The organism is Sphingomonas kyeonggiensis (assembly GCF_014204495.1).
GTDB classification, from domain to species: Bacteria; Pseudomonadota; Alphaproteobacteria; order Sphingomonadales; family Sphingomonadaceae; genus Sphingomonas; species Sphingomonas kyeonggiensis_A.
The window spans coordinates 238,653-262,592 of the sequence record NZ_JACHLN010000002.1 but is presented as its reverse complement, the minus strand read 5'-3'; the positions used below and the strand labels follow the sequence as shown (position 1 = coordinate 262,592).

19 protein-coding genes are annotated in these 23,940 nt (G+C 67.3%); 11 read left to right on the top strand and 8 right to left on the bottom strand.

Annotated elements, in window-relative coordinates; all coding sequences use genetic code 11:
- Position 1 precedes the first annotated feature (1 nt).
- From HNP52_RS08880 to HNP52_RS08865, 4 genes are read right to left on the bottom strand one after another with little or no spacing between them, the layout of a single operon-like run.
- Positions 2–1,129: an efflux RND transporter periplasmic adaptor subunit gene (locus HNP52_RS08880; RefSeq protein WP_184165670.1), complete on the bottom strand. Its 1,128-nt coding sequence runs from the start codon at positions 1,127–1,129 to the stop codon at positions 2–4.
- 54 nt (positions 1,130–1,183) lie between these two features.
- On the bottom strand, positions 1,184–1,516 hold the full coding sequence (locus HNP52_RS08875; RefSeq protein ID WP_184165667.1) for a hypothetical protein: 333 nt from the start codon (positions 1,514–1,516) through the stop codon (positions 1,184–1,186).
- 42 nt (positions 1,517–1,558) lie between these two features.
- Positions 1,559–2,479, bottom strand: coding sequence for a FecR family protein (locus tag HNP52_RS08870; protein WP_184165665.1), 921 nt, complete (start codon positions 2,477–2,479; stop codon positions 1,559–1,561).
- Positions 2,476–3,003, bottom strand: coding sequence for an RNA polymerase sigma factor (locus HNP52_RS08865; RefSeq protein ID WP_260396033.1), 528 nt, complete (start codon positions 3,001–3,003; stop codon positions 2,476–2,478). Before HNP52_RS08865 ends, HNP52_RS08870 begins: the two co-directional genes overlap by 4 nt.
- A gap of 190 nt (positions 3,004–3,193) precedes the next feature.
- Between HNP52_RS08865 and HNP52_RS08860 the strand changes: the two genes are divergently transcribed.
- The 3 genes from HNP52_RS08860 to HNP52_RS08850 are packed head-to-tail and all read left to right on the top strand — an operon-like array spanning position 3,194 to position 9,799.
- Positions 3,194–6,571, top strand: a complete 3,378-nt coding sequence (locus tag HNP52_RS08860; protein WP_184165662.1) for a TonB-dependent receptor — start codon at positions 3,194–3,196, stop codon at positions 6,569–6,571.
- On the top strand, positions 6,571–8,304 hold the full coding sequence (gene ggt / locus HNP52_RS08855) for a gamma-glutamyltransferase (RefSeq protein WP_184165659.1): 1,734 nt from the start codon (positions 6,571–6,573) through the stop codon (positions 8,302–8,304). Before HNP52_RS08860 ends, ggt begins: the two co-directional genes overlap by 1 nt.
- Positions 8,305–8,320: 16 nt before the next feature.
- Positions 8,321–9,799 (top strand): amidohydrolase, encoded by a 1,479-nt coding sequence (locus tag HNP52_RS08850; RefSeq protein ID WP_260396032.1) that lies wholly within the window; start codon positions 8,321–8,323, stop codon positions 9,797–9,799.
- 154 nt (positions 9,800–9,953) lie between these two features.
- On the opposite strand, the gene HNP52_RS08845 is transcribed toward HNP52_RS08850, so the two are convergent.
- Positions 9,954–10,418: a YbaK/EbsC family protein gene (locus HNP52_RS08845; protein ID WP_184165653.1), complete on the bottom strand. Its 465-nt coding sequence runs from the start codon at positions 10,416–10,418 to the stop codon at positions 9,954–9,956.
- The gene (locus HNP52_RS08840) at positions 10,415–12,034 is read right to left on the bottom strand and encodes an MFS transporter (protein WP_184168258.1); all 1,620 of its coding nucleotides are present in this window, start codon (positions 12,032–12,034) and stop codon (positions 10,415–10,417) included. The genes HNP52_RS08845 and HNP52_RS08840 overlap by 4 nt, the downstream gene beginning before the upstream one ends.
- A gap of 281 nt (positions 12,035–12,315) precedes the next feature.
- Between HNP52_RS08840 and HNP52_RS08835 the strand changes: the two genes are divergently transcribed.
- From HNP52_RS08835 to hppD, 3 genes are all read left to right on the top strand, one after another.
- A complete protein-coding gene (locus HNP52_RS08835) occupies positions 12,316–12,582 on the top strand; it encodes a DUF6356 family protein (protein ID WP_184165650.1) in 267 nt (88 codons plus the stop codon).
- Between the two features lie 18 nt (positions 12,583–12,600).
- A complete protein-coding gene (locus tag HNP52_RS08830) occupies positions 12,601–13,947 on the top strand; it encodes an FAD/NAD(P)-binding protein (protein ID WP_184165647.1) in 1,347 nt (448 codons plus the stop codon).
- A gap of 197 nt (positions 13,948–14,144) precedes the next feature.
- Positions 14,145–15,182 (top strand): 4-hydroxyphenylpyruvate dioxygenase, encoded by a 1,038-nt coding sequence (hppD, locus tag HNP52_RS08825; RefSeq protein WP_184165644.1) that lies wholly within the window; start codon positions 14,145–14,147, stop codon positions 15,180–15,182.
- A gap of 184 nt (positions 15,183–15,366) precedes the next feature.
- On the opposite strand, the gene HNP52_RS08820 is transcribed toward hppD, so the two are convergent.
- On the bottom strand, positions 15,367–16,710 hold the full coding sequence (locus HNP52_RS08820; RefSeq protein WP_184165641.1) for a dicarboxylate/amino acid:cation symporter: 1,344 nt from the start codon (positions 16,708–16,710) through the stop codon (positions 15,367–15,369).
- A gap of 161 nt (positions 16,711–16,871) precedes the next feature.
- Between HNP52_RS08820 and hmgA the strand changes: the two genes are divergently transcribed.
- The 4 genes from hmgA (at position 16,872) to HNP52_RS08800 (ending at position 20,102) form a co-directional block, all read left to right on the top strand.
- The gene (gene hmgA, locus HNP52_RS08815) at positions 16,872–18,152 is read left to right on the top strand and encodes a homogentisate 1,2-dioxygenase (protein ID WP_184165638.1); all 1,281 of its coding nucleotides are present in this window, start codon (positions 16,872–16,874) and stop codon (positions 18,150–18,152) included.
- Positions 18,149–18,505: a Rieske (2Fe-2S) protein gene (locus HNP52_RS08810; RefSeq protein ID WP_311768430.1), complete on the top strand. Its 357-nt coding sequence runs from the start codon at positions 18,149–18,151 to the stop codon at positions 18,503–18,505. Before hmgA ends, HNP52_RS08810 begins: the two co-directional genes overlap by 4 nt.
- Positions 18,506–18,585: 80 nt before the next feature.
- Entirely contained in the window at positions 18,586–19,737 is a 1,152-nt protein-coding gene (locus HNP52_RS08805) for an isovaleryl-CoA dehydrogenase (protein WP_184165635.1), read from the top strand.
- Positions 19,734–20,102: a hypothetical protein gene (locus HNP52_RS08800; protein WP_184165633.1), complete on the top strand. Its 369-nt coding sequence runs from the start codon at positions 19,734–19,736 to the stop codon at positions 20,100–20,102. The genes HNP52_RS08805 and HNP52_RS08800 overlap by 4 nt, the downstream gene beginning before the upstream one ends.
- Positions 20,103–20,139: 37 nt before the next feature.
- Here the strand turns inward: HNP52_RS08800 and HNP52_RS08795 are convergent, their stop codons facing one another.
- Positions 20,140–22,209 carry a M13 family metallopeptidase gene (locus tag HNP52_RS08795; protein WP_260396030.1) on the bottom strand — a complete coding sequence of 690 codons (2,070 nt, stop codon included), beginning with the start codon at positions 22,207–22,209 and terminating at the stop codon, positions 20,140–20,142.
- A gap of 127 nt (positions 22,210–22,336) precedes the next feature.
- Between HNP52_RS08795 and HNP52_RS08790 the strand changes: the two genes are divergently transcribed.
- Positions 22,337–23,938, top strand: coding sequence for a carboxyl transferase domain-containing protein (locus HNP52_RS08790; protein ID WP_184165627.1), 1,602 nt, complete (start codon positions 22,337–22,339; stop codon positions 23,936–23,938).
- The last annotated feature ends 2 nt before the right edge of the window (positions 23,939–23,940 follow it).

The following is a 23,940-nucleotide window of genomic DNA, read 5'->3' as shown; positions in this document are numbered from 1 at the left end:
CTCAGTCCTCGTGGCTCGCTTCGCCCTTGCCGAGTTCGGCCTTGAGCGTGAAGGTATTGGTCGTCGCGACCTGGTCGTCGCCGGAGATCCCCGAGAGGATCGCGACCATCGCTCCGTCACGGGCACCCAGCGTGACCGGCACCACCCGGAAGCCCTGCGCGGTCCGGACGAACAGCACCGGCCGGTTCTCCAGCGTCTGCACCGCGGTGGCGGGGACCATCAGCGGCGCGTTGCCCGCTCCGCCGATCGCAATGCGCGCCTGCACCGGCTCGCCGACACGCCACTGGCCGCGCCGGTTGTCGAGATCGGCGATCACACGCACCAGCCGCGTCTGCGGATCGAGCGCCGGCGAGACGAGCCGCACCCGCGCCACCGCCATCCGCCCCGCGCCGGTCACTTCCATCGTGTCGCCCGCGCGAACGCGCGCCGCATCGGCGGCGGCGATCGACAGGGCCACGTTCAGGCGATCGAGCGCCGCGATGCGGAACAGCTCGGTCTCGGCCGCGTCGGCGGCGAATACCTGTCCCAGCGAGGCAGTGCGAGCCACCACCCGGCCCGAGATCGGCGCGGTGATGACGATGCGGTTGAGCGAACCGCCGCGCACCCCCGAGGCGGAAACGCGCTGGCGGGCAAGCCGCAGGTCGGTCGCCGCCTGCTCATGCGCGGCCTTCGATATCTCGACTTCGCGCAGCGGGCGGAAGCCGCGCGCATACAGCGCCTCGTCGCGCGCCAGCGTGGCACTGGCCAGGGTCAGGCGGCTGCGTGCCTTCTCCACCTCTGCCTGCAGGTTCGCCGCCTCGCGGCTCTCGATCACCGCGAGCACGTCGCCGCGCCGCACCGGATCGCCGATGTTACGGGTGAGCGAGACGACGCGCCCCTCGAGCGGTGCCGCCACAACGCGCGTGGCATCGGGATCGCTCTCGATCAGCGCGGGCGCTTCGATCGCCGCACCGGCGCCTGCGCGACCGGGCCGGGCAAGCGTGATGTTGGCCGCTGCGATCTGTTCGGCGGTGAGCGTGATCGCGCCATCGCCATGCGCCTCGGCGGCTTCCTTCTCGGGCTCGGGCGCGGGCTTGCCGCAACCGACAACGAGCGTCGCGACGCAAAGCGCCGCTGCAATTCGGTTCATTCTTGAAAACTCCTGACAGGGACAGACGCGCCGCACAGGCGCGGGCAGTCGCTGTCAGGCGATGGGTGGCCGAAGCGGCGTATCGGTCATCCGCGCGACCAGCACGGCGGTCACAGCCGGGCGCAGCATTCCCAACGGGCGGTACGCAACCGGCGCCGCTGGCACCTTCGCGGAGGCCGCAAGGTCATGACCGTGGCAGATCGAATGGTGGTGCGGCGTATCCTTGTCCGGATCGCCCTGCACTTCGTCGGCATCCCCCGGCGCGTGCCAGGCGGCCATTTCCGCCGTCGACACGCCACCGTCCGGTGCCTCGGTCGCATGCGCGATCGAGGTCAGGCTGGTGAGCACCAGCATCAGACAGGCAAGGAAGGGCAGCAACGCACGCATCGCCGCTCCCTTAACACATCACGGCACCGGCGTAAGGCCCGATCAGGGCTCGCGCGGCTCGACCGCGACTGCACCGGGATTGGCGACCAGATCGCGGATCGCGGCGGTGTCGCCCTGGTTGATCACGCCATAGACGCGCACCGATCCCGCCTTGGGATCGGCCAGTACCAGCCGGTCGCGCGAATAGCGGTTCACTTCCTCGATCACTTCGCTCAGCGGCTCGCCCTGGAAGACCAGCCGCCCGCGCGTCCAGGCAACCGCGCTGTCCGCATCGATGTCGGCTGCCTGGCGGATGAAGCCGGTATCGCCGCTCGTGCCCTTGGCGATACCGAAGGACAGGCGCTCACCCTTGTGCGCCAGTTTCTCGATCGGCTCCGCAGCGCCCGGCCGGCCGGGTTCGGACAGGGCAACCCGCACCACGCCCTCGACCACCGTCACCTCGGCTTCGCGCCTGCCGACGCTGACGTCGAACATCGTGCCGACCGCGATCACTTCGCCGTGCCGGGTCTCGACCACGAAAGGGCGGCTCTTGTCATGCGCGACCTTGAACAGCGCCTCGCCCGCGACCAGCCGCAAGCGGCGTTCCTTCGCGACATAGGCGACGTCCACCCGGCTGTCGGCCGCGAGCGTCACCACCGACCCGTCGCTGAAAGCAATGCGGCGACGCTCGGCATGGCCGGTCGCGATGCTCTGCACCGTCTCATGGGTGGGCTGCGGATGCGTCATCCAGAGCGTTCCGCCGAACGCGAGCAGCACCGCGACGCTCGCCGCGATGGCCCGGCCGATCCACACCGGCCGCTGGCGTATCGGCACGGGCACCGGGCCGGGCCGTTCGAACTCGCCAAGCCAGTTCCAGAATTCCGATGCTTCGGCGCGATCCGCCGGATGAAGGTCACCTTCGCGCCCATCCAGGAACGCCTCGAACACTGCGGGCGCGCGCTTGCCGAGATCGCGCTCGCTCATGCTCCGCGCTCCATGAGATGCGCAAGCCGATCGTAGAGATGCGCGACCGCGTGGTTGAGGTGCTTCTGCACCATGCGCGGCGAGATGCCGAGCTCGCGCGCGATCTCGCCGGTGCCGCGCTCGTCGAAGCGGCGCATCACGAACACCTCGCGGCAACGCGGCGACAATTCCGCCAGCGCCCCCTCGAGCGCGGACTGGAGATCGGCCACCCGGCGGCGATCTTCCTGCACCGGACGCACCGGCGGGTGGATCTCCGGCCCCAGCGGCACCACCGGCAGCGCGCGGCGGTGGCGATCGGCGATCAGGTTCGCGGCGATGCGGAACAGATAGGCCTGCGGCTCGTCGACCGTCCGCTCACGCGCGCTGGCGACCAGCCGGGCGCAGGCTTCCTGCACCAGGTCGTCGACCTCGGAAGGGTTGTCGATCCGCCGCGCGACGAATGCCCGCAACGCGGCACGATAGGCGTCGAACGCGCCTTCCTCGCCCTGCGGCACCCGCTGCATTTCCGATCGTCCGGCGGACAATTCCGCGCCTCCCCCAATTGCGCGAATGCGCGCTTTCCTCCTGCCATGACGCGCCATTATCGCAAAGGCGAACCGTGCAAGCGCGCAACACTCGAAAAAAATTGATCCGTTCCGGTTCGCGTGTGTGTCGCACCAGCGTCATAAACCGTGATTGCCGCGTCCAGGCATCGATTCAGGGGGGTCGATAATCATGAACACACGCCAGTTGCTTCTCGCCACCGTCGCCGTCTTCGCCGCGGTTCCCGCCGGCGCCCAGGCCCGCGAGACGCTGCGCCACGAAATCCATTTCGCCGGCGGCCGCCTTGATACCGCGCTGATGCAGGTCGCGCAGCAGACCGGCGTGCAGCTGGTCTTCACCGATCCGGCGATCGCCCGCCTCAAGGCGCCGCGCCTCGATGGCCGCTACACGGTGGGTGACGCGCTCGAGCTGCTGCTCGCCAACAGCCGCTACACCTATCGCTTCACCGGCCCCAACAGCGTCCGGGTGATGCCGCGCAGCGACGTGCCCGCCACCGCCCGCCCGGTCGCGCTCTACCAGGACGCGCCCACCCCTACGCCGAGCGGGGACCAGCAGGCCTCGGCCGAGACCAGCGCGGTTGAGCAGGCCGTCAATGGCGACGGTCCTCCCCCGGCCGAGATCGTCGTGGTCGGCTCGCAGATCCGCGGCAGCAAGGTGACCGCCGCCCTCCCCGTCACTGTGGTCGACGAAGCCCAGATCGGCGCGACCGGCGCCACCTCGGGCGACGAGCTGTTCCGCTCGATCCCGCAGCTCGGCGACGTCAGCTTCAACAGCTCCTACCTGCCGAACAGCTCGAACTCGGCGCGCGGTGACGTCGGCTCGATCAACCTGCGCAACCTCGGCGTCGGCAACACGCTGGTGCTGCTCAACGGCCGCCGCGTCGTGAACCACCCGACCAGCCGCGCCGACGACAATCTCGTGCCGGTGCTCACCGTCAACACCAATGCCATCCCGGTCTTCGGCCTGGAGCGCATGGAAGTGCTGCGCGACGGCGCCGCCGCCATCTACGGCTCGGACGCGGTCGCCGGCGTGGTCAACACCGTGCTCAAGACCGACTATAACGGCGTCGAACTCGAAGGTCAGGTCGGCTGGGGCGAAGGTTCGCAACTGTTCGAGACCAACACCCACCTGCTCGCCGGGCGCAACCTGGGCGATCGCGGCAACATCACCCTGTTCGCCAGCTACGACAAGCGCCAGGGCGTGATGGCGAACGACTTCGACTATACCCGCACCAACGACCTGCGCGCGCTGTTCGCCGACACGCGCTTCGCCGGCTCGACCTCGCTCGACGGTCGCTCGACGATCACGCCCTGGGGCTCGTTCCAGACCGTCGGCAACGTCGTCGTCCGCCAGGGCACGACCGCGCTCACCAACACCTCGGGCCAGTTCCACATCCAGCCGACCAGCTTCACCGGCTGCCCGGCGGGCAATGCCGGCATCATCAACGGCACCAACTGCGTCGCCACCGGCACCAGCTCGACGGCCGGCATCCGCGAGCTGCGCTTCGACGCGCCGCTCGCCTTCAACACCAACGTCACGCCGAACATCCGCCGCATCAACCTGTTCATGAACGGGCATTACGAGCTGGGCGGCGGTGTCGAGCTGTTCGGCGAGGCCGGCTATTACAACGGCAAGAGCAACAGCACCCAGGCCTCGACCGGCACGCTGTCCTCCGGCCCGCTGACTATCGCCGCCAACGCCTATTACAATCCCTTCGGCCCCACCGGCAGCGCCAACCGCCTGCCCGGCATCAACGCCGCCGCCGCGGGCCAGGCGATCACCCTGTCGAGCTACAATTTCGCCGATGTCGGCCCGAACCATGTCGATGTGCTCAACACCCAGTTCCGCCTGCTCGGCGGCGTGCGCTTCAACGTGCTGGGCCTGCAGTGGGAAAGCGCGGCGGTCTATTCGGAAGCACGGGTGCGGGACACCTCCGACGGCATCAGCCAGACCCTGCTCCAGCGGCAGATCAACCTGACCACGCCGGACGCGTACAACCCGTTCAACGGCAGCGGCCTCACCCCGCCGAGTGGTTCGGACAATGTGCCGAGCAGCCTGGCCGCGATCAACGCGGTCAAGGTGAAGACCACCCGCATCAGCAAGTCGACGCTGGCGATGTGGGATATCAAGGGCTCGACCACCAACCTGATCAGCCTGCCCGGCGGCAATGTCGGCATGGCGATCGGCGGCGAAGTACGCCGCGAGACCCAGAATGACGACCGCGACGGGCGTGTCGACGGCACGATCCAGTTCACGGACTCGATCACCGGCGCGGTCAACGGCTCCGACCTGATCGGCACCAGCCCCTCGCCCGACACGAGCGGCCGTCGCACCGTCGCCGCGGCCTATATGGAACTGGCGGTGCCGGTGATCTCGCCGGACATGCATATCCCGCTGATCCGCAACATCGAGCTCCAGCTCGCCGGCCGCTTCGAGCATTATTCGGACGTCGGCTCGGTCGCCAAGCCGAAGATCGCCGCGGCCTGGGACATCGTCCGCGGCATCCGCGTGCGCGGCTCCTATGCCGAGGGCTTCAAGGCGCCGAACCTCGAGCAGATCAACGCCACCCTGGTCACCCGCTCGAACACCCGCACCGACTATGTCCGCTGCGAGGCGCAGCTGCGCACCGGCGCGATCTCAAGCTTCGCCAATTGCTCGCAGGGCTTCGCCACCACCGCGCGGCGTTCGGGCAATCCGGACCTGAAGCCCGAACAGTCCAAGACCTGGACGGCGGGCATCGTGCTGGAGCCGCACTTCCTCGATTCCACGATCGGCCGGATCACCTTCACCGCCGATTACTGGCATGTCGACCAGAAGGGCATTGTCGGCCTGTTCGGTGAGGGCAATGCGCTGATCAACGACTATCTGCTGCGCGTGCAGGGATCGAGCGATCCCAACGTCATCCGCGCCGCGCCCACTGCCGAGGACAACGCGCTGTTCGCCGGCTCGGGTCTGACCCCGGTGGGCCGCGTGCTCTACGTCAACGACAAGTACGTCAACCTGCTGCCGCAGGAAGCGGCCGGCGTCGACCTCAGCATGAACTGGCGCCTGCCCGATTTCGGCGCCGGCAAGATCACGCTCAACGCCAATGCCGCCTATCTCGACAAGTTCTTCCTCGAGCCTTCGCCGCCGATCCAGAACCTGATCGCCGCGCGTACCGCGGGGACGATCAACGCCGGCACCAACATCGCCGATGCCGGCGATCTCGTCCGCCAGAACGGCAAGCCGCGCTGGAAGGTCACCGGCTCGATCACCTGGGAGAAGGGTCCGTTCCAGATCGGCGGCTTCACCCAGTACACCAGCGACGTGGATGACACCGGCCTGCTCGATTCCGCCGGCGCCGCCTGGCTGATCGAGGACCGGATGACCTTCAACCTCTATGGCCAGGTCACGGTGGGCAAGCGCAGCGACGGCGGCCGCTACCGGCTGCGCATCGGCGTGCGCAACCTCACCAACGAAGCGCCGCCGCTCAGCTCGGGCGGCTTCCTCGGCTCGCTCTACAGCCCCTATGGCCGCTACTGGTATGCCAACATGCGGGCGAGCTTCTGATGCGGATCGCCCTGATCCTCGCGCTGGCGTCGCTCGCGACGCCGGCCTTCGCCCAGGAAGCCCCGGAGGCGCCCGCCACGCAGCGCGTCTCCGGCGGCGACATCGTCGCCTATGACCAGATCCACAAGCCCGTGATCGGGCGCGGCGGCATGGTCGTCAGCCAGAACAGGATCGCGGCCGATATCGGCGCGGCGATCCTGCGCAAGGGCGGCAATGCGGTCGATGCCGCGGTCGCCACTGCCTTCGCACTCGCCGTCACGCTGCCGCGCGCCGGCAATGTCGGCGGCGGCGGCTATATGCTGATCCACATGGCACCGAAGGACGGCAAGCCCGCCCAGACGATCGCGATCGACTATTATGGCCAGGCGTCGCGCAACACGACGCCCGACCTGCTGCTCGGCGCCAACGGCAAGTTCGATGCCGCCAAGGGCTACTCGATGAAGGGCGTGGCGATCCCCGGCACCGTCGCCGGGCTGTGGGAAGCGCACAAGCGCTTCGGCGCGCTGCCCTGGGGTACGCTGATCGCCCCGGCCATCGCCATGGCCCGCGACGGCGTGATCCTGTCGGACGACGAAGCGCAGGCGAACGCCGACCAGAAGAAGGCGATGCATGACGATGCGGCCGCCCTCGCCGTCTTCTTCAAGCCCGACGGCAGCGCCTATGCCCCCGGCGAGCGCTGGAAGCAGCCCGAGCTCGCCGCAACGCTGCAGCTGATCGCCGCCAAGGGGCGCGATGGCTTCTACACCGGCGCGATCGCCCGGAAGATCGCCGCGGGCATGAAGGCCGGCGGCGGCGTGATCGACGAGCAGGATCTCGCCGCCTACCAGCCGGTGATCTCCGAGCCGATCTGGTCGAGCTACCGCGGCATGCCGATCGCATACATGCCGCCCACCGCCTCGGGCGTGAGCGTCGCCGAGGCAATGAACATCCTCGAGCGCTTCCCGGTGCGCGAGCAGCGTTGGGGCAGCGTCGCCAACCTCCATCTCCTTGCCGAGACGCTCAAGATCGTCTGGGCGGACCGCAAGCTGATCGGCGGCGGCCCGGACTGGCGGACGCCCGCCAAGGGCCTGGCGAGCAAGGAATACGCCGCCGAGCGCGCGAAGCTGATCCAGGCCGCCTCGTCGCTCGACGCGAAGACCCTGCCCGACGGCAATCCCTATCCGTGGGAAAGCAAGGACACGACGCACTTCTCCGTGGTGGACGCGGCCGGCAATGCGGTGAGCAACACCTACACGCTCTCCGCCTCCTATGGCGCGCATGTCGTCGCGCCTGGCACCGGCATCCTGCTCAACAACTCGCTCGGCAACCTAGCCTGGGGCCGCAGCGGCCCGGACAGCAAGGCGACCCAGCCGGTTCCCGGCAAGCGCGTCGGCTCGACGATCACCCCGATGATCGTGTTCAAGGACGACAAGCCCTGGCTGGTCACCGGCACGCCGGGCGGCGGCTACATCATCGCGACGATGGTGCAGATGCTGTCCAACGTCATCGACCACCGCCTCAACGTCGCCGAAGCCGCCGAGCGCCCGCGCATCAACCAGTCGGGGGGCGACGGCCCGATCGAGCTGGAGGAAGGCTTCTCGCCGGACATCATTCCCCTGCTCGAGGCAAAGGGGCACAAGGTACGCAGCTCGAACACCATGGGATCGGTCCAGTCGATCATGGTCGAAGGTGACAAGTTCCTGGGGTCGGCCGACACGCGCCGTCCCGATGCCGCGGCTGTCGGCGCGAAATAAGGGGAGAATGCAGGATATGAAGATCAGGACCGCGCTGCTGCTGGCGAGCATGTTCGCGCCGCTTTCCGCCCACGCCCAGGCCGTGCCCGAGGCGCAGCGCGGCGCGATCCTGTCGGGCATCGACAAGCGCGCACCCGAACTGGAGAGCACCGCCAGGGCGATCTGGGGCTGGTCCGAAGTCGGCTATCAGGAGAGCAAGTCCTCCGCCCTGCTCCAGGCCCGGCTCAAGAAGGCGGGTTTCGCGGTCACGCCGGGCGTCGCCGGCATGCCCACCGCCTTCGTCGCGAGCTTCAAGCAGGGCAACGGCCCGGTGATCGGCATCCTCGCCGAATATGACGCCCTGCCCGGCCTCGCCCAGACCAATGCCCCCACCAAGACCGCGATTGCCGGCAAGGCCGCCGGCCATGGCTGCGGCCATAACCTGTTCGGCGCCGCCAGCGTCGAGGCCGCGATTGCGATTCGGGAATGGATGATCGCCAACAAGGTCCAGGGCGAGCTGCGCGTCTATGGCTCGCCGGCCGAGGAAGGCGGCTCGGGCAAGGTCTATCTCGTCCGCGCCGGGCTGTTCGACGATGTCTCCGCCGTGCTCCACTGGCACCCCGGCGACGCCAATGGCGTCTCCACCGGCAAGAGCATGGCCAACATCTCGGGCAAGTTCCGCTTCCACGGCGTCAGCGCCCATGCCGCCGCCTCGCCCGACAAGGGCCGCTCGGCGCTCGACGGCGTCGAAGTGATGGACGTCGCGGTCAACTTCATGCGCGAGCACATCCCGTCCTCGACGCGCATCCACAACATCATCACCGCCGGCGGCGAAGCCCCGAACGTCGTGCCCGACTTCGCCGAGAGCTATTACTATGTCCGCAACGTCGATCCGCTGATCGTCCGCGACGTATGGGGCCGCGTGGTCAAGGCGGCCGAGGGCTCGGCGATGGCAACCGGCACCACGGTCGACTACGAGATCACCGGCGGCGTCTATTCGATGCTCGCCAGCGAGACGCTCGCCAAGGTCATGAGCAGCAACCTCAACGCGGTCGGCGGCGAGACCTGGACGCCCGAGGAAATCGCCTGGGCGACCGAGCTGCAAAAGAGCCTGCCGACGCAGAAGTCGCTCGACAGCGTCAGGCAGACCAGCTCGCGCGAACGCGGCCCGGACGGCGGCGGCTCGACCGACGTCTCCGACATCAGCTGGACCGTGCCGACGATCGGCCTCAGCACCGCGACCTGGGTGCCCGGCACCCCGGCGCACAGCTGGCAGGCGGTCGCCGCCTCGGGCTCGTCGATCGGCATCAAGGGCGCCACCGTCGCCGCCAAGACGATCGCGCTGACCGGCGCGGACCTGTTCCTCTCGCCCGAGGTCCTGAAGGAAGCCCGCGCCGAGCTCGACAAGGCGCGGGGCCCGGACTTCAAGTACAACGCGCTGCTCGGCACCCGCACGCCGGCGCTCGACTATCGCAAGCCGACCCCGGCCTGGGAGGGGTCGACCAAGTCGAAATAGCAGCGCGCTTCGAGAAAGCTGCTCCCCGGCGAAGGCCGGGGCCCAGTTGCAGTGCCATAGGAGAGGCTCCTGAGCCCAACCAGGTGCGCCGAAGCTGGACCCCGGCCTTCGCCGGGGAACAGCGACACCTTGTCTCACAAACTCTGAGCAGGCCTCAGGCCAGCTTGCAGACGTCCACCCAGCGTTGCGAGACCAGCCCGGCCAGCCGCTCGGGCTCGACTTCCACCGATGCCGTGCGCGACCCCGCCGCCGGGAACACCGTGACGAAGCCGCGGATCGACACATCGCAATAGACCGGCAGCGGCGTCGCCAGCCCGAAGGGGCAGACGCCGCCCACCGGATGCCCGGTCAGCGCTTCCGCCGCCTCCGCGCCGAGCATCGATGCCCGGCCACCGAACGCCGCCTTGGTCCTGGCATTGTCGAGCCGGGCATCGCCGCGGGCGACGACGAGCAACACCGCATCGCCCACCCGCAGCGCCAGCGTCTTGGCGATGCGCCCGGGCTCCACCCCGAGCGTCGCCGCCGCTTCCGCCACCGTCGCGGTGCTTGCCGATTGCTCGATCAGCTTGAGATCGGGCGCATGTTCGGCAAGCCACGCGCGAACGGTTTCTACCGTCAATCCTCGATCTTCTTCTTGAAGGTCTCGGGGAGCAGCAACAGGCCGAGGATGAAGGTGCAGGCCGCGGCCACCACCGGATACCAGAGCCCGTAATAGATATCCCCGGTCGCCGCGACCATCGCGAAGGCGGTCGCCGGCAGGAAGCCGCCGAACCAGCCATTGCCCAGATGATAGGGTAGCGACATCGAGGTGTAGCGGATCCGGCTCGGGAACAGCTCGACGAGCATGCCGGCGATCGGGCCATAGACCATGGTCACCAGCAGCACGAGCGCGAACAGGATCGCGATCACCAGCGGCTTGTTGATCCGGGCATCATCCGCCTTGGCGGGATATCCGGCCTCGCTGAACGCAGCCTTCATCGCGTCCTGGAAGTCGGCGATCGCGATGCCGTGCGCGGCCTTGTCGGCCACCGGATCCTTGCGCGGATCATAGGCCGTGATCGCCTTGTCACCGATCTGCACCACCGCGGTGCTGCCTGCCGGCGCTGCCTTGTTATGATAGTTCACACCAGCCTTCGCCAGCCAGGCCTTGGCGATGTCGCAACCCGAACCGTCGAACTTGTTCTTGCCGACGGGGTCGAACTGGAACGAGCATTCGGCGGGATCGGCGGTGACCGTGATCGGTGCCTTCGCCTGCGCCTCGGCCAGGGCCGGGTTGGCGGCCTGGGTCAGCGCGTGGAACAGCGGGAAATAGCTGATCGAGGCGAGCAGGCAGCCCGCCAGGATGATCGGCTTGCGCCCGATCTTGTCCGAGAGCCAGCCGAAGAACACGAAGAACGGCGTGCCCAATGCCAGCGCGACGGCGATCAGCACGTTCGCCGTCATCCCGTCGACCTTGAGCGTCTTCTCGAGGAAGAACAGCGCGTAGAACTGCCCCGTGTACCAGACCACCGCCTGGCCGACGACCGCACCGAACAGCGCGATCAGCACGATGCGCAGATTGCCCCAGCGCAGGAACGCCTCGGTCAGCGGCGCCTTGGAGACGTTGCCGGTTGCCTTCATCCGGGCATAGACCGGGCTCTCGTTGAGCTGCAGCCGCACCCAGAGCGATACGCCGAGCAGCAGGATCGAGGCCAGGAACGGCACGCGCCAGCCCCAGCTGGCAAAGGCTTCCTCGCCCAGCGCCGAGCGCGTCCCGATCACCACCAGCAGCGAGGCGAACAAGCCCAGCGTCGCGGTGGTCTGGATCCAGCTCGTATAGAGCCCGCGCTTATGGTTGGGCGCATGCTCGGCGACATAGGTGGCCGCACCGCCATATTGGCCGCCCAGCGCCAGCCCCTGCAGCACGCGCAGCGTCACCAGCAGGATCGGCGCGGCGACGCCGGCGGTCGCGAAATTGGGGAGCAGGCCCACCGCGAAGGTCGATCCGCCCATGATGCCCATCGTCACCAGGAAGGTATTCTTGCGCCCGACCAGGTCGCCGATCCGCCCGAACACCAGCGCGCCGAACGGCCGCACCGCGAACCCGGCGGCGAAGGCGGCGAGCGCGAAGATGAAGGCGGTGGTGTCGTTCACCCCGGCGAAGAACTGCGCCGAGATCGTCGTCGCCAGCAGGCCGTAGAGGTAGAAGTCGTACCACTCGAACACGGTGCCCAGCGACGATGCCGCGATCACCATCTTCTCGTTCTTCGTGGCTGTGTGATGATCGCCCTCGGGCGCCGACGGGGTGTCGGACGTCAGATCCTGGCTCAAGCTATCTTCCCCTTATATTGTTAGCGCTAACCAACCACAGTCCTGCCGCAGTTGGAACCCCCGTCGCTTCGCGCGCTCTCCGGCACGCCTCGCCGACAGGTTCGGCGATGCCGCGCACCACGGCAAGCTCTTTCCGCCCAAAGCCCAGCTTGGGATCGCAAAAGCTGTACTTCACAGCTTCGCCGCAGCGCGGTAGAGTCCGCCCCATGTTCGAGCGCTTTTTCCTCTCCCACCCGCGCGCCGTCGGCGAGACCTATGGCGAGCATGCCGCAACCGCCGCGCGATTCGGCTTCACCATGATCGTCGGTGGCGCTGCCTGCGTCGTCCATTCGATCTTTCCCTCGCTGTTCGCCCGCACCGCCAGCGACGCCGTGAAGCGCCTCTATGCGCAGATGATGGCGCGCCAGCCGGGCATGAACGCCAAGCCGCTCGCGCATCAGCAGCCCGAGTGGCAGATCGAATACGAAATCTGAGCGGGGGGACCGCCTGACATGATCGAGCACGTCGCCATTATCGGCGCGGGCTTTTCGGGTACGTTGCAGGCGATCAACCTGCTCCGCCACGAAGGCCCCCGCGCAACCCTGATCGAACGCGCACCGGTGGCCGGCCTCGGCCTCGCCTATGGCGCCGCGCATCCCAGCCATGTGCTGAACGTCCGCGCCGCCAATATGAGCGCCTTTCCGGACGATCCCTCGCACTTCGTCCGCTGGCTCGAAGCGCGCGGCGTGGAGAATGCGGCGACCGCCTTCATCCCCCGCGTCACGTACGGCGAATATCTGCGCGAGCTGCTCGACGCTGCGCTGCTCGACCATCCCGACCGGCTCAGGCTGGTGCGCGACGAAGTCGAGGACCTGGAGTTCGCCGATGGCGTGACCGTGCGCCTCAAGGGCCAGACGATCGAAGCCGATGCCGCCGTGCTCGCGGTCGGCAACCTGCCGCCGCACGATCCGCCCGGCCTCGATCCCGAGGCGCTGTCGGGCAGCCGCTACAAGGGTAATCCCTGGGACGCGAGCGTGCCGGAGGGTCTCGGCCCCGACGATACCGTGCTGGTGATCGGCACCGGCCTGACGATGATCGACGTCGTGCTGCTGCTCGATGCGCGCGGCTTCCAGGGCAAGATCGTCGCCCTCTCCCGCCGTGGCCTGCTGCCGCGCAGCCACGCCCCGGGCAGCGATTGGAAGAAGCTGCAGGAACGCCCCGCCACCAACGCCTCGCGCCTGCTCCAGGCCGTCCGCAACCGCGGCGAGGAGATCGGCTGGCGCAACGCGGTCGACGAGCTGCGTCCCTTCACCCAGGCGATGTGGGGCAATGCCAGCGAAGCTGAGCGCGGCCGCTTCCTGCGCCATCTCCGTCCCTGGTGGGACGTGCATCGCCACCGCCTTGCCCCCGAGGTTTATGCCCGGCTGATGGCGGTGATCGAGCGCGGCCAGCTCGAGGTGATCGCCGGCAAGACGCTCGGCTTCGAGGAAAAGCCCGAGGGCATCGAGGTCACGCTGCGCCGCCGCGGTGCCGATGCGGCCGAGACCATGACGGTCCAGCGCATCATCAACTGCACCGGCCCGCTGGGCGATCTCAACCGCACCGAGGAGCCGCTGCTCCAGAAGCTCGCGGCGCGCGGCATGATCCGCCCGGATGCGGCGCATCTCGGCATCGATGTCGACAACCAGGGCCAGACAATCAACGCCGCTGGCGGCCCCAACGGCAATCTCTACGCGCTCGGCCCGATGACCCGCGGCGCCTTCTGGGAAATCGTCGCGGTGCCCGATATCCGCACCCAGACCTGGAGCGTCGCCCGGCGGCTCTCCAACGCACACTGGGTCGGCGGCGAAGGGCTTTAGGCCCAGCCACCATCGCAACACCCACCGTCACCCTGAACTTGTTTCAGGGTCCAACGCGCCACAGCGGATATCGCCTGGGGAGCGTTGGATGCTGAAACAAGTTCAGCATGACGGATACGGAACTCGACCCAACTAGTATCAATTGACACTACCTCCGCATCGGACTAGCGCACGCCCATAATCTTGGAGCGTGCCCCATGACCGATCCCGCAAATCCGCTCGGCCTCAACGGCTTCGAATTCGTCGAATTCACCTCGCCCGATCCCGAGGCGATGGGGAAGCAGTTCGAGCAGCTCGGCTTCGTGCCGACGCATCGGCATCCGACCAAGAACATCACCCGCTACAAGCAGGGCCGCATCAACCTGATGCTCAACCGCGACGAGGCCGGCCGCGTGGCGGCGTTCCGCGGCGAGCACGGCCCCTCGGCCAGCGCGATGGCCTTCCGCGTCGCCGATCCGGCCAAGGCGATGGAATGGGCGCTCGCGCACGGCGCCAAGCCGACCGAGGAAGACGACACCGTCATCCAGGGCATTGGCGGCTCGTATCTCTATTTCATCCAGGACGGCACCGATCTCTATGCCGACTGGGCGGCGTTCGACGGCTGGGAAGCCGCCGAGGCCGAGAACAATGTCGGGCTCGACCTGCTCGACCACCTCACCCACAATGTCCGCCGCGGCCAGATGCGGGTGTGGTCGGAGTTCTACAAGACGCTCTTCGCCTTCGAGGAGCAGAAGTATTTCGACATCAAGGGCCAGGCTACGGGCTTGTTCAGCCAGGCGATGATCGCGCCCGACAAGGCGATCCGCATCCCGCTGAACGAGAGCCAGGACGACAAGAGCCAGATCGAGGAGTTCATCCGCGAGTATAAGGGCGAAGGCATCCAGCACCTCGCGCTGACCACCCCGGACATCTTCGACACGGTCGAGCGGCTGCGCGCCCGCGGGGTCAAGCTGCAGGACACGATCGAGACCTATTACGAGCTGGTCGACAAGCGCGTCCCCGGGCACGGCGAGGATCTCGAGCGCCTGCGCAAGAACCGCATCCTGATCGACGGCAATGTCGGCGACGAGGGTATTCTGCTGCAGATCTTCACCGAGAACATGTTCGGCCCGATCTTCTTCGAGATCATCCAGCGCAAGGGCAATGAAGGCTTCGGCAACGGCAACTTCCAGGCGCTGTTCGAATCCATCGAGCTAGACCAGATCCGCCGCGGCGTGATCAAGGTCGACGCCTGAACGCTTTCTTCACACAGGCACGCGAAAACGGCCACGATTGCGCGGCCACATTCCGTAGCGTAATGCGCCGGCCTGAGTGAACCATTTCATTCCACCCGCGTTAGGGTGGACGGAAGTTTGGAGAGGGAGACCGGGGGGAGTGACGCTTGTAGCGTAACGCGCTGCTCCACCCCGGCCACAACCTTCAGGCAAAGGCGGGCTCGCCCCGCATTTCTTCCCCGGCCCCTTCCCGGAACCGCGCCTCGTCGAGCAGCCCTTCGCGCTTGGCGACGATCACCGGCACCAGCATCTGCCCCGCCACATTGGTCGCGGTCCGGCCCATGTCGAGGATCGGGTCGATCGCCAGCAACAGCCCGACACCGTCCAGCGGCAGGCCCAAAGTCGACAGGGTCAGTGTCAGCATCACCGTGGCGCCGGTCAGCCCCGCGGTCGCGGCCGAGCCCAGCACCGATACGATCGCGATCAGCGCATAATGCTCCAGCCCGAGCGGGATACCGTAGAATTGCGCGACGAATATCGCCGAGATCGCCGGATAGATCGCCGCGCAGCCATCCATCTTGGTCGTAGCACCCAGCGGCACCGCGAAGGCGGCATAGGCCCGCGGCACGCCCAGCGCACGCTCGGTGATCTCCTCGGTCACCGGCAGCGTGCCGACCGAGGAGCGCGAGACGAAGCCGAGCTGGATCGCCGGCCACGCCGAAGCGAAGAAGCGCAGCGGGCTCAGCCCATGCGCCGCGAGCAGCACCGGATAGACGACCAGCAGCACCAGGGCGAGACCGAGATAGACCGCGCCCGCATAGGTGCCGAGCGCCGCCAGCGACTCCCAGCCATAGCGGACCACCGCGTCGCCGATCAGCGCGGCGGTGCCGATCGGAGTCAGCCGGATCACCCAGCGCAGCAGCAACCGGAAGACGGAAAGCGCCGAAGCGTTGAAGTCGAGGAAGCGATGCCCCGCCTCGCCTGCCTTCACCGCCGCCGCGCCGATCGCGACGGCCAGCACGATGATCTGCAGCACGTTGAACGAGAGCCCGGTGGTGGCGCCGCCGTCATTCAGCTTGGTCGAGGCCGCGATGCCGAGGAAATTGGCCGGCACCAGCCCCTTGAGGAAGTCCAGCCAGCTGCCCGTGCTCGAAGGCACCGCAGCGGCCGCAGCCGCTACCGCGCTATGATGCCCCGGCTGCAACACCAGCCCCAGCGTGATGCCGATCGCCACCGCGATGCCCGCCGTGATCGCGAACCACAGCAGCGTGCGCACCACCAGCCGCGCGGCATTGTTCAGGTCTCGCAGCGCCGCGATCGACGCGACGATCGCCGTGAACACCAAAGGCGGCACCAGCACCTTGAGCAGCTGCACGAAGATCTGCCCGATCGTCTGCAGCGCCTGGGCCAGCCCATTGGCCGTCTCGCCATCGCTGCCGAGCGAGCGCGCCGCAAGACCCAGCGCGAGACCCGCAACCATGCCGATCGCGACCTGCACGCCGAAGCTCGGTAGGCGCCGCGACGGTGCGGCTGCGCTGGTGGTGGCCATTGGTTACGACTCCGGAATTAAACCCACTAAAGAAGTAGGAATTAACCCGACGGCCCCCAACAAAGTTTAGGTTCGCACCCCTAAAGCTCGCCCTCCGCAAGATAGTATCATTTGACACTTTATGTGCGCCGCTACAGAGAGTCCGGCATGGAGAGGATGCGATGACCGACTATTTCCCCGGCTTCGGCAACCATGTTTCGACCGAGGCAGTCCCCGGCGCACTGCCGGTCGGGCGCAACAGTCCGCAAAAGCCTGCCTATGGCCTCTATGCCGAGCAGCTTTCGGGTACTGCGTTCACGGCGCCGCGCCATGAGAACCGCCGGTCCTGGCTCTATCGCCTGCGCCCCACCGCCGAGCATCCGCCCTTCACCCGCTATCAGGGCGCACGCCATTTCGCCGTCGACCTGCTGGGCGAGCCCCTGCCCCCCAATCGCCTGCGTTGGAACCCGGTCGAGGCACCGCCCCCCGGCACCGATCTGGTCGATGGCATGGTCACCATGCTCGCCAACCGCGATCCCGCTGATCTCGAAGGCGTGGCGGTCCATGTCTATGCCGCCAACAAGGACATGGAGACCCGCGTCTTCTTCGACGCCGACGGGGAACTCCTGTTCATCCCGCAGGCCGGCCGCCTGACCCTGCTCACCGAGCTCGGCCGCATCGATATCGCTCCCGGCCAGGTCGCCCTGGTCCCGCGCGGCGTGCGCTTCCGCGCGCTGCTGCCCGATGGCAGCGCCACCGGCTATGTCGCGGAGAATCACGGCGCGCTGTTCCGCCTGCCCGATCTCGGCCCGATCGGCGCGAACGGCCTCGCCAATCCGCGCGACTTCGAAACGCCTGCGGCCTGGTTCGAGGATCGCGACGGGCCGTTCGAAGTGATCCAGAAGCATCTCGGTCACCTGTGGACCACCACCCTGCCCCACAGCCCGCTCGACGTGGTCGCCTGGCACGGCAATCTCGCGCCCTGGCGCTATGACCTCTCTCGGTTCAACACGATGAACACGGTGAGCTTCGACCACCCGGACCCCTCGATCTTCACGGTGCTGACCTCGCCCTCGGACGTGCCGGGCCGGGCCAATGCGGACTTCGTGATCTTCCCGCCGCGCTGGATGGTCGCCGAAGATACGTTCCGCCCGCCCTGGTTCCACCGCAACATCATGAGCGAGGCGATGGGCCTGATCACCGGTGCCTATGACGCCAAGGCCGAAGGCTTCGCACCCGGCGGCCTGTCGCTGCACAATCTGATGGCCGGCCACGGCCCCGATGTGACCAGCTGGCAGGGCGCGACCAACGCCGACCTCAAGCCGCACAAGATCGCCGGCACCATGGCGTTCATGGTCGAGACCTGCTGGCCGTACAAACCGACCCGCTACGCCCTCGACCGCGCTCAGCCCGATTATGACGCGGCGTGGGAGGGTTTTCCGAAGGCGCAGCTTCCGAAGTGAGTGAGCGCCTCACCGAAACTCCGCCCAACGTCACCCTCGGCCCGCTCGACCTCATCGCCGAAGGCAAGGCGCGCAACTTCGTGCTCGAGATGCGCGCCGGCCGTTTCCACGGCTTCGTCGTCCGCCAGGGCGACACCGTGCGCGGCTATCTCGACCTTTGCGCCCATATGGCGCTGCCGCTGTCGAACAAGCTCGACGACTACCTCACCCCCGATGGCAGCCATATCCAGTGCAGTTGGCACGGCGCGCTCTACCGGATCGAGGACGGCGTCTGCGTGGGCGGACCGTGCACCGGCGCCAGGCTCCGCCCCTGGCCAGTGGCCGTGATCGACGGCAAGATCGTCACTGCCTGATCGTCCTTGCGCGCGCTCGCGAAATGCGGGATTAGAGACGATAATAAGTCAGCAATACTGACCATATTTGGAGAGTGGCCATGACCCCCGATTTCGATTTCGGCCTGGGCGAAACCGCGGACATGATCCGCGAGACGACGCAGCGCTTCGCCAAGGAGCGGATCGAGCCGCTCGCCGCCAGGATCGATGCCGAGGACTGGTTCCCGCGCGACGAACTCTGGCCCGCCATGGGCGAGCTCGGCCTGCACGGCATCACCGTCGAAGAAGAGTTTGGCGGCCTCGGCCTCGGCTATCTCGAGCATGTCATCGCGCAGGAAGAAATCGCCCGCGCCTCGGCCTCGATCGGCCTCAGCTACGGCGCCCACTCCAATCTCTGCATCAACCAGATCCGCCGCTGGGCCAATCCGGAGCAGAAGGCCAAGTATCTCCCCAAGCTGATCTCGGGCGAGCATGTCGGCAGCCTCGCCATGTCCGAGGCCGGTGCCGGCTCGGACGTCGTCTCGATGAAGCTGCGCGCCGAGAAGACCGCCAACGGCTACGTCCTCAACGGCACCAAGTTCTGGATCACCAATGCGGCCTATGCCGACACGCTGGTGGTCTATGCCAAGACCGGCGAGGGCTCGCGGGGCATCACCACCTTCCTGATCGAGAAGGACATGCCCGGTTTCTCGATCGGCCAGAAGATCGACAAGATGGGCATGCGCGGCTCGCCTACCGCCGAGCTGGTGTTCAACGATTGCGAAGTGCCCGAAGAGAACGTCATGGGCCCGCTCAACGGCGGCGTCGGCGTGCTGATGTCGGGCCTCGACTATGAGCGAACCGTGCTCTCGGGCATCCAGCTCGGCATCATGCAGGCCTGTCTCGACGTGGTGTTGCCCTATATCCGCGAGCGCAAGCAGTTCGGCCAGGCGATCGGCCATTTCCAGCTGATGCAGGCCAAGGTGGCGGACATGTACGTCGCGCTCAACTCGGCTCGCGCCTATGTCTATGCCGTGGCGAAGAGCTGCGACGCGGGCAAGACCACCCGCTTCGACGCCGCCGGCGCGATCCTGCTCGCATCCGAGAGCGCGGTGAAGGTCTCGCTCGAGGCGATCCAGGCGCTGGGCGGCGCCGGCTACACCAAGGACTGGCCGGTCGAGCGCTTCGCCCGCGACGCCAAGCTGCTCGACATCGGCGCGGGCACCAACGAGATCCGCCGCATGCTGATCGGGCGGGAGCTGATCGGCGCGTGAAGGCGCTCCGCATCCTGGGGCTGATCGGCGCAATCCTGCTGATGGCGGGCGAAGGCTATCGCTCCTGGGGTGCCGGCCGCCCGGCGGTGTTCTGGATGGACGACATGCTGGCGGGCGCGATGATGATCGCCGCGGTGATCCTGGTCCGCCGCCAGACCTTCGCCACGCGCAGCCTTTTCGCCGCGAGCTGGGGCGTCGCGGTCGGCATGCTTTACGGCAGCTTCTTCGGAAAGCTCTACGATCCGGCGAGCAGCAATCCCGGCAATTTCTCGATCGGCCTGCTGACCTGGCTGGTCGGCGCCGCCTTCGTCATCGCGATCGGCGGGCTGATCGCAAGCATCGCGCTGCCAGGCCCGCGCCGGTAGAACCTCCCCGAGCGCCGCCCCGGGGAGGTCGCACCGATCACCAGATCTTCACGCGCTTCTCGGGCGCCAGATACAGCTTGTCGTTCGGCTGCACGTTGAACGCCGGATACCATGCGTCGAGATTGCGCACGGTGAAGGCGCGCCAGCGGCCCGGTGCGTGCGCATCCGTCGCCACTTCGGCCCGCAGCGCCTGGTCGCGCTGCTTCTCGCGCCAGCTCTGGGCAAAGGCGAGGAAGAAGCGCTGGTCGCCGGTCAGCCCGTTGATCACCGGCGCTTCCTTGCCCTTTAGCGAAGCGTGATACGCCTCATAGGCCGCGGTCAGCCCCGCCACATCGGCGATGTTCTCGGCCAGCACCTGCTTGCCGTTGAGAAACAGCCCGGGCAGCACCTCATACGCGCTGTACTGCGCCGCCAGCGCCGCGCTCGCCTGCTCGAAATGCTTCAGGTCCTCGGGCGTCCACCAGTTGCGCAGCTTGCCGGCGCTGTCGAAGCTCGATCCGGTGTTGTCAAAGCTGTGGCTGATCTCATGCCCGATCGTCGCGCCGATCGAGCCATAGTTCGCCGCCGCATCCGACTTGGGGTCATAGAAAGGCGCCTGCAGGATCGCCGCCGGGAAGTTGAGCGCATTCTGCAGTGGCAGGTTCACGGCGTTGACGGTCTGCGGCGTCATCCACCACTCGCCCTTGTCGACCGGCTTGCCGATCTTGGCGAGCTGGTGCGCCGTCTCGGCCTTGTCCGCTCGGATCAGGTTGCCGACCGGATCGTCCGCCTTCACGTCGAGCGACCCATAGCTGCGCCACGTCTCGGGATAGCCGACGCCGACGCGCATCGTCTCGATCTTCTTGCGCGCCTCGGCCTTGGTCGCTTCGTCCATCCAGCTGAGCCCGGCAACGCGCTTGTCGAACGCCGCCTTGATGTTGGTCACCATGTTCTGGATGTCGGCCTTGGACGAGGCCGGGAAATAGTCCTTCACATAGAGCTGGCCAACCGCGTCGCCGAGATTGTTGTTCACGCTCGCGATCGCGCGCTTGTCGCGCGGGCGCATCGCCTGCTGGCCGCGCAGCTGCTTCGCGAAGAAGTCGAAGCTCGCCTGGTCGAACCGGCTCGGCAAAACCGAGGTGACCTGGTTGATCTGGTGGAAGGCCAGCCAGTCCTGCCACGCCTCGACCGGCTCGCTCTCGACCAGCTTGGCCAGCTTCACCGTGGTCTCGGGCTGCCAGACGATGAATTCCTGCTGCGAGCCGAGGCCCGCCGCGGCCCAGAAGCCGTCCCAGTCGATCCCCGGTGCCTTGGCGGCAAAGTCGGCCTTCTTCCACCAATTGTCGGCCTTCTTCACGTCCTGGCTGGCGACCAGGTCCGTATGCGCGTTGGCGATCTTGGTCTCCAGGTCGAACACCCGCCCGGCCCGCGCCGCCGGATCGCTCATGCCGGCAAGCGTGAAGATCTTGACCAGATACGCCTTGTAGCCCTCGCGCGCCTTCTTCATCTCCTCGGTCTGCGAGAGATAATAGTCGCGGTCCTCAAGCCCCAGCCCGCCCTGCAGCACGTACGGCACCGTCACATCAGGCTTGTCGAGTGCCTGGCTCACCCACAGGCCGAACAGATTCTCGGTGTGGAAATTGGTCGCGTTGAGCGGATCGACATCGGCGCGGACATTGCCGCCGAGCATCGCCGACAGCGCCTTCTTGTCCTTCACCGCCGCGATCGCATCCAGGGTCGGCTTGAGCGGCGTGATCCCCCGCGCCTCGATCGCGCCGGTATCGGTATAGGCATTGTACCAGTCGGCGATCCGCCGCGTGTCGGTGCCCGCCGCGGCATTGGCCTTCAGCGCGGCGTCGATGATCGCCTTGTTGTTCGCCTCGGCCTTGTTGAACACGTCGAGGAACATGCCGGTCGCGGTGCGGTCGGCCGGGATCTCGGTCTTCGCGCGCCAGCCGCCATTGGCATATTCCTCGAAATCGTCGCCCGGCTTCACCTGCTTGTCGAGCCCGGCCAGATCGACGCCGACGCCGGTGCCGGCCGAAACGCTGGTGCCCGCACCGTTGCCCGAGGGCGTGCATGCGGTGGTCGCGAGCAATGCCGCGACGAGGAGTCCATAGGTCTTCAAGGCGACTCTCCTGTATTGCTGTATGGCAGGGGTGCTACTCCTGCGTTTCCCTTTGCGCCAGCACCTTCCCATGCCAGTCTCACCGGTGTAGGGAGAAGAAAACTAGGACAGGAAGGATGCCCTATCTATGAGCGCCCCGGTGCTCGATTCGAGGGTTGCGGCGGACAGCGCGGAGTTCCGCGCCCGTGCCGCGCATAACCGCGCGCTGATCGATCAGCTGCGCGCCGATGTCGCCCAGGCGGCGCTCGGCGGCAGCGAGGCTTCGCGCACCCGTCACACCAGTCGCGGCAAGCTGCTGCCCCGCGAACGCGTCGAGCGGCTGCTCGATCCGGGCGCGCCGTTCCTCGAGATCGGCCAGCTCGCCGCGTGCGACATGTATGAAGGTGAGGTCCCCGGCGCCGGCATGATCGCCGGTGTCGGCCGCGTCTCGGGCCGCACCGTGATGATCGTCTGCAACGACGCCACGGTGAAGGGCGGCACCTATTATCCGATGACGGTGAAGAAGCATCTCCGCGCCCAGGAGATCGCCGAGCAGAACCGTCTGCCCTGCATCTACCTGGTCGATTCGGGCGGCGCCAACCTGCCCCACCAGGCCGAGGTCTTCCCCGATCGCGAGCATTTCGGCCGCATCTTCTTCAACCAAGCGAACATGTCGGCCAAGGGCATCCCCCAGATCGCCTGCGTGATGGGCAGCTGCACCGCCGGCGGCGCATACGTCCCCGCCATGTCCGACGAGACGGTGATCGTCCGCGAGCAGGGCACGATCTTCCTCGCCGGGCCGCCGCTGGTGAAGGCCGCCACCGGCGAAGTCATCTCCGCAGAGGATCTCGGCGGCGGCGACCTGCACGCGCGCAAGTCGGGCGTGGTCGATCATCTCGCCGAGAATGACGAGCATGCGCTGACCATCGTCCGCGACATCGTCAGCCACCTCCCCGCCGATCGCACCCCGGACCTCGCCCTGCTCGATCCCCGCGCGCCCAAATACGCACCGGAAGAACTGTACGGCATCATCCCCGAGGATGTCCGCGCGCCATACGACGTGCATGAGGTGATCGCCCGGATCACCGACAATAGCGAGTTCCACGAGTTCAAGGCGCTCTACGGCAGCTCGCTGGTCTGCGGCTTCGCGCATATCTGGGGCATGCCGGTCGGCATCATCGCCAACAACGGCGTGCTGTTCAGCGAGAGCGCGCAGAAGGGCGCGCATTTCATCGAGCTGTGCTGCCAGCGCCGCATCCCCCTGCTCTTCCTCCAGAACATCTCCGGCTTCATGGTCGGCGGCAAGTATGAGGCAGAAGGCATTGCAAAACATGGCGCAAAACTGGTCACCGCCGTCGCCACCGCAACGGTGCCCAAGATCACAGTGCTGATCGGCGGCAGCTTCGGCGCCGGCAATTACGGCATGTGCGGCCGCGCCTATTCGCCCCGTTTCCTGTTCACCTGGCCCAACAGCCGCATCTCGGTGATGGGCGGCGAGCAGGCCGCTTCGGTACTCGCCACCGTCCACCGCGACGCCGACAAATGGACGCCAGAGGAGACCGAAGCCTTCAAGGCCCCGATCCGCCAGCGCTACGAGGACGAAGGCAATCCGTGGCACGCCACCGCACGGCTATGGGACGACGGCATCATCGACCCGGCCCAGACCCGCGACGTCCTCGGCATCGCGCTGGCGGCAACGCTCAACGCGCCGATCTCGGAACGGCCCGCGTTCGGCGTGTTCCGGATGTGATG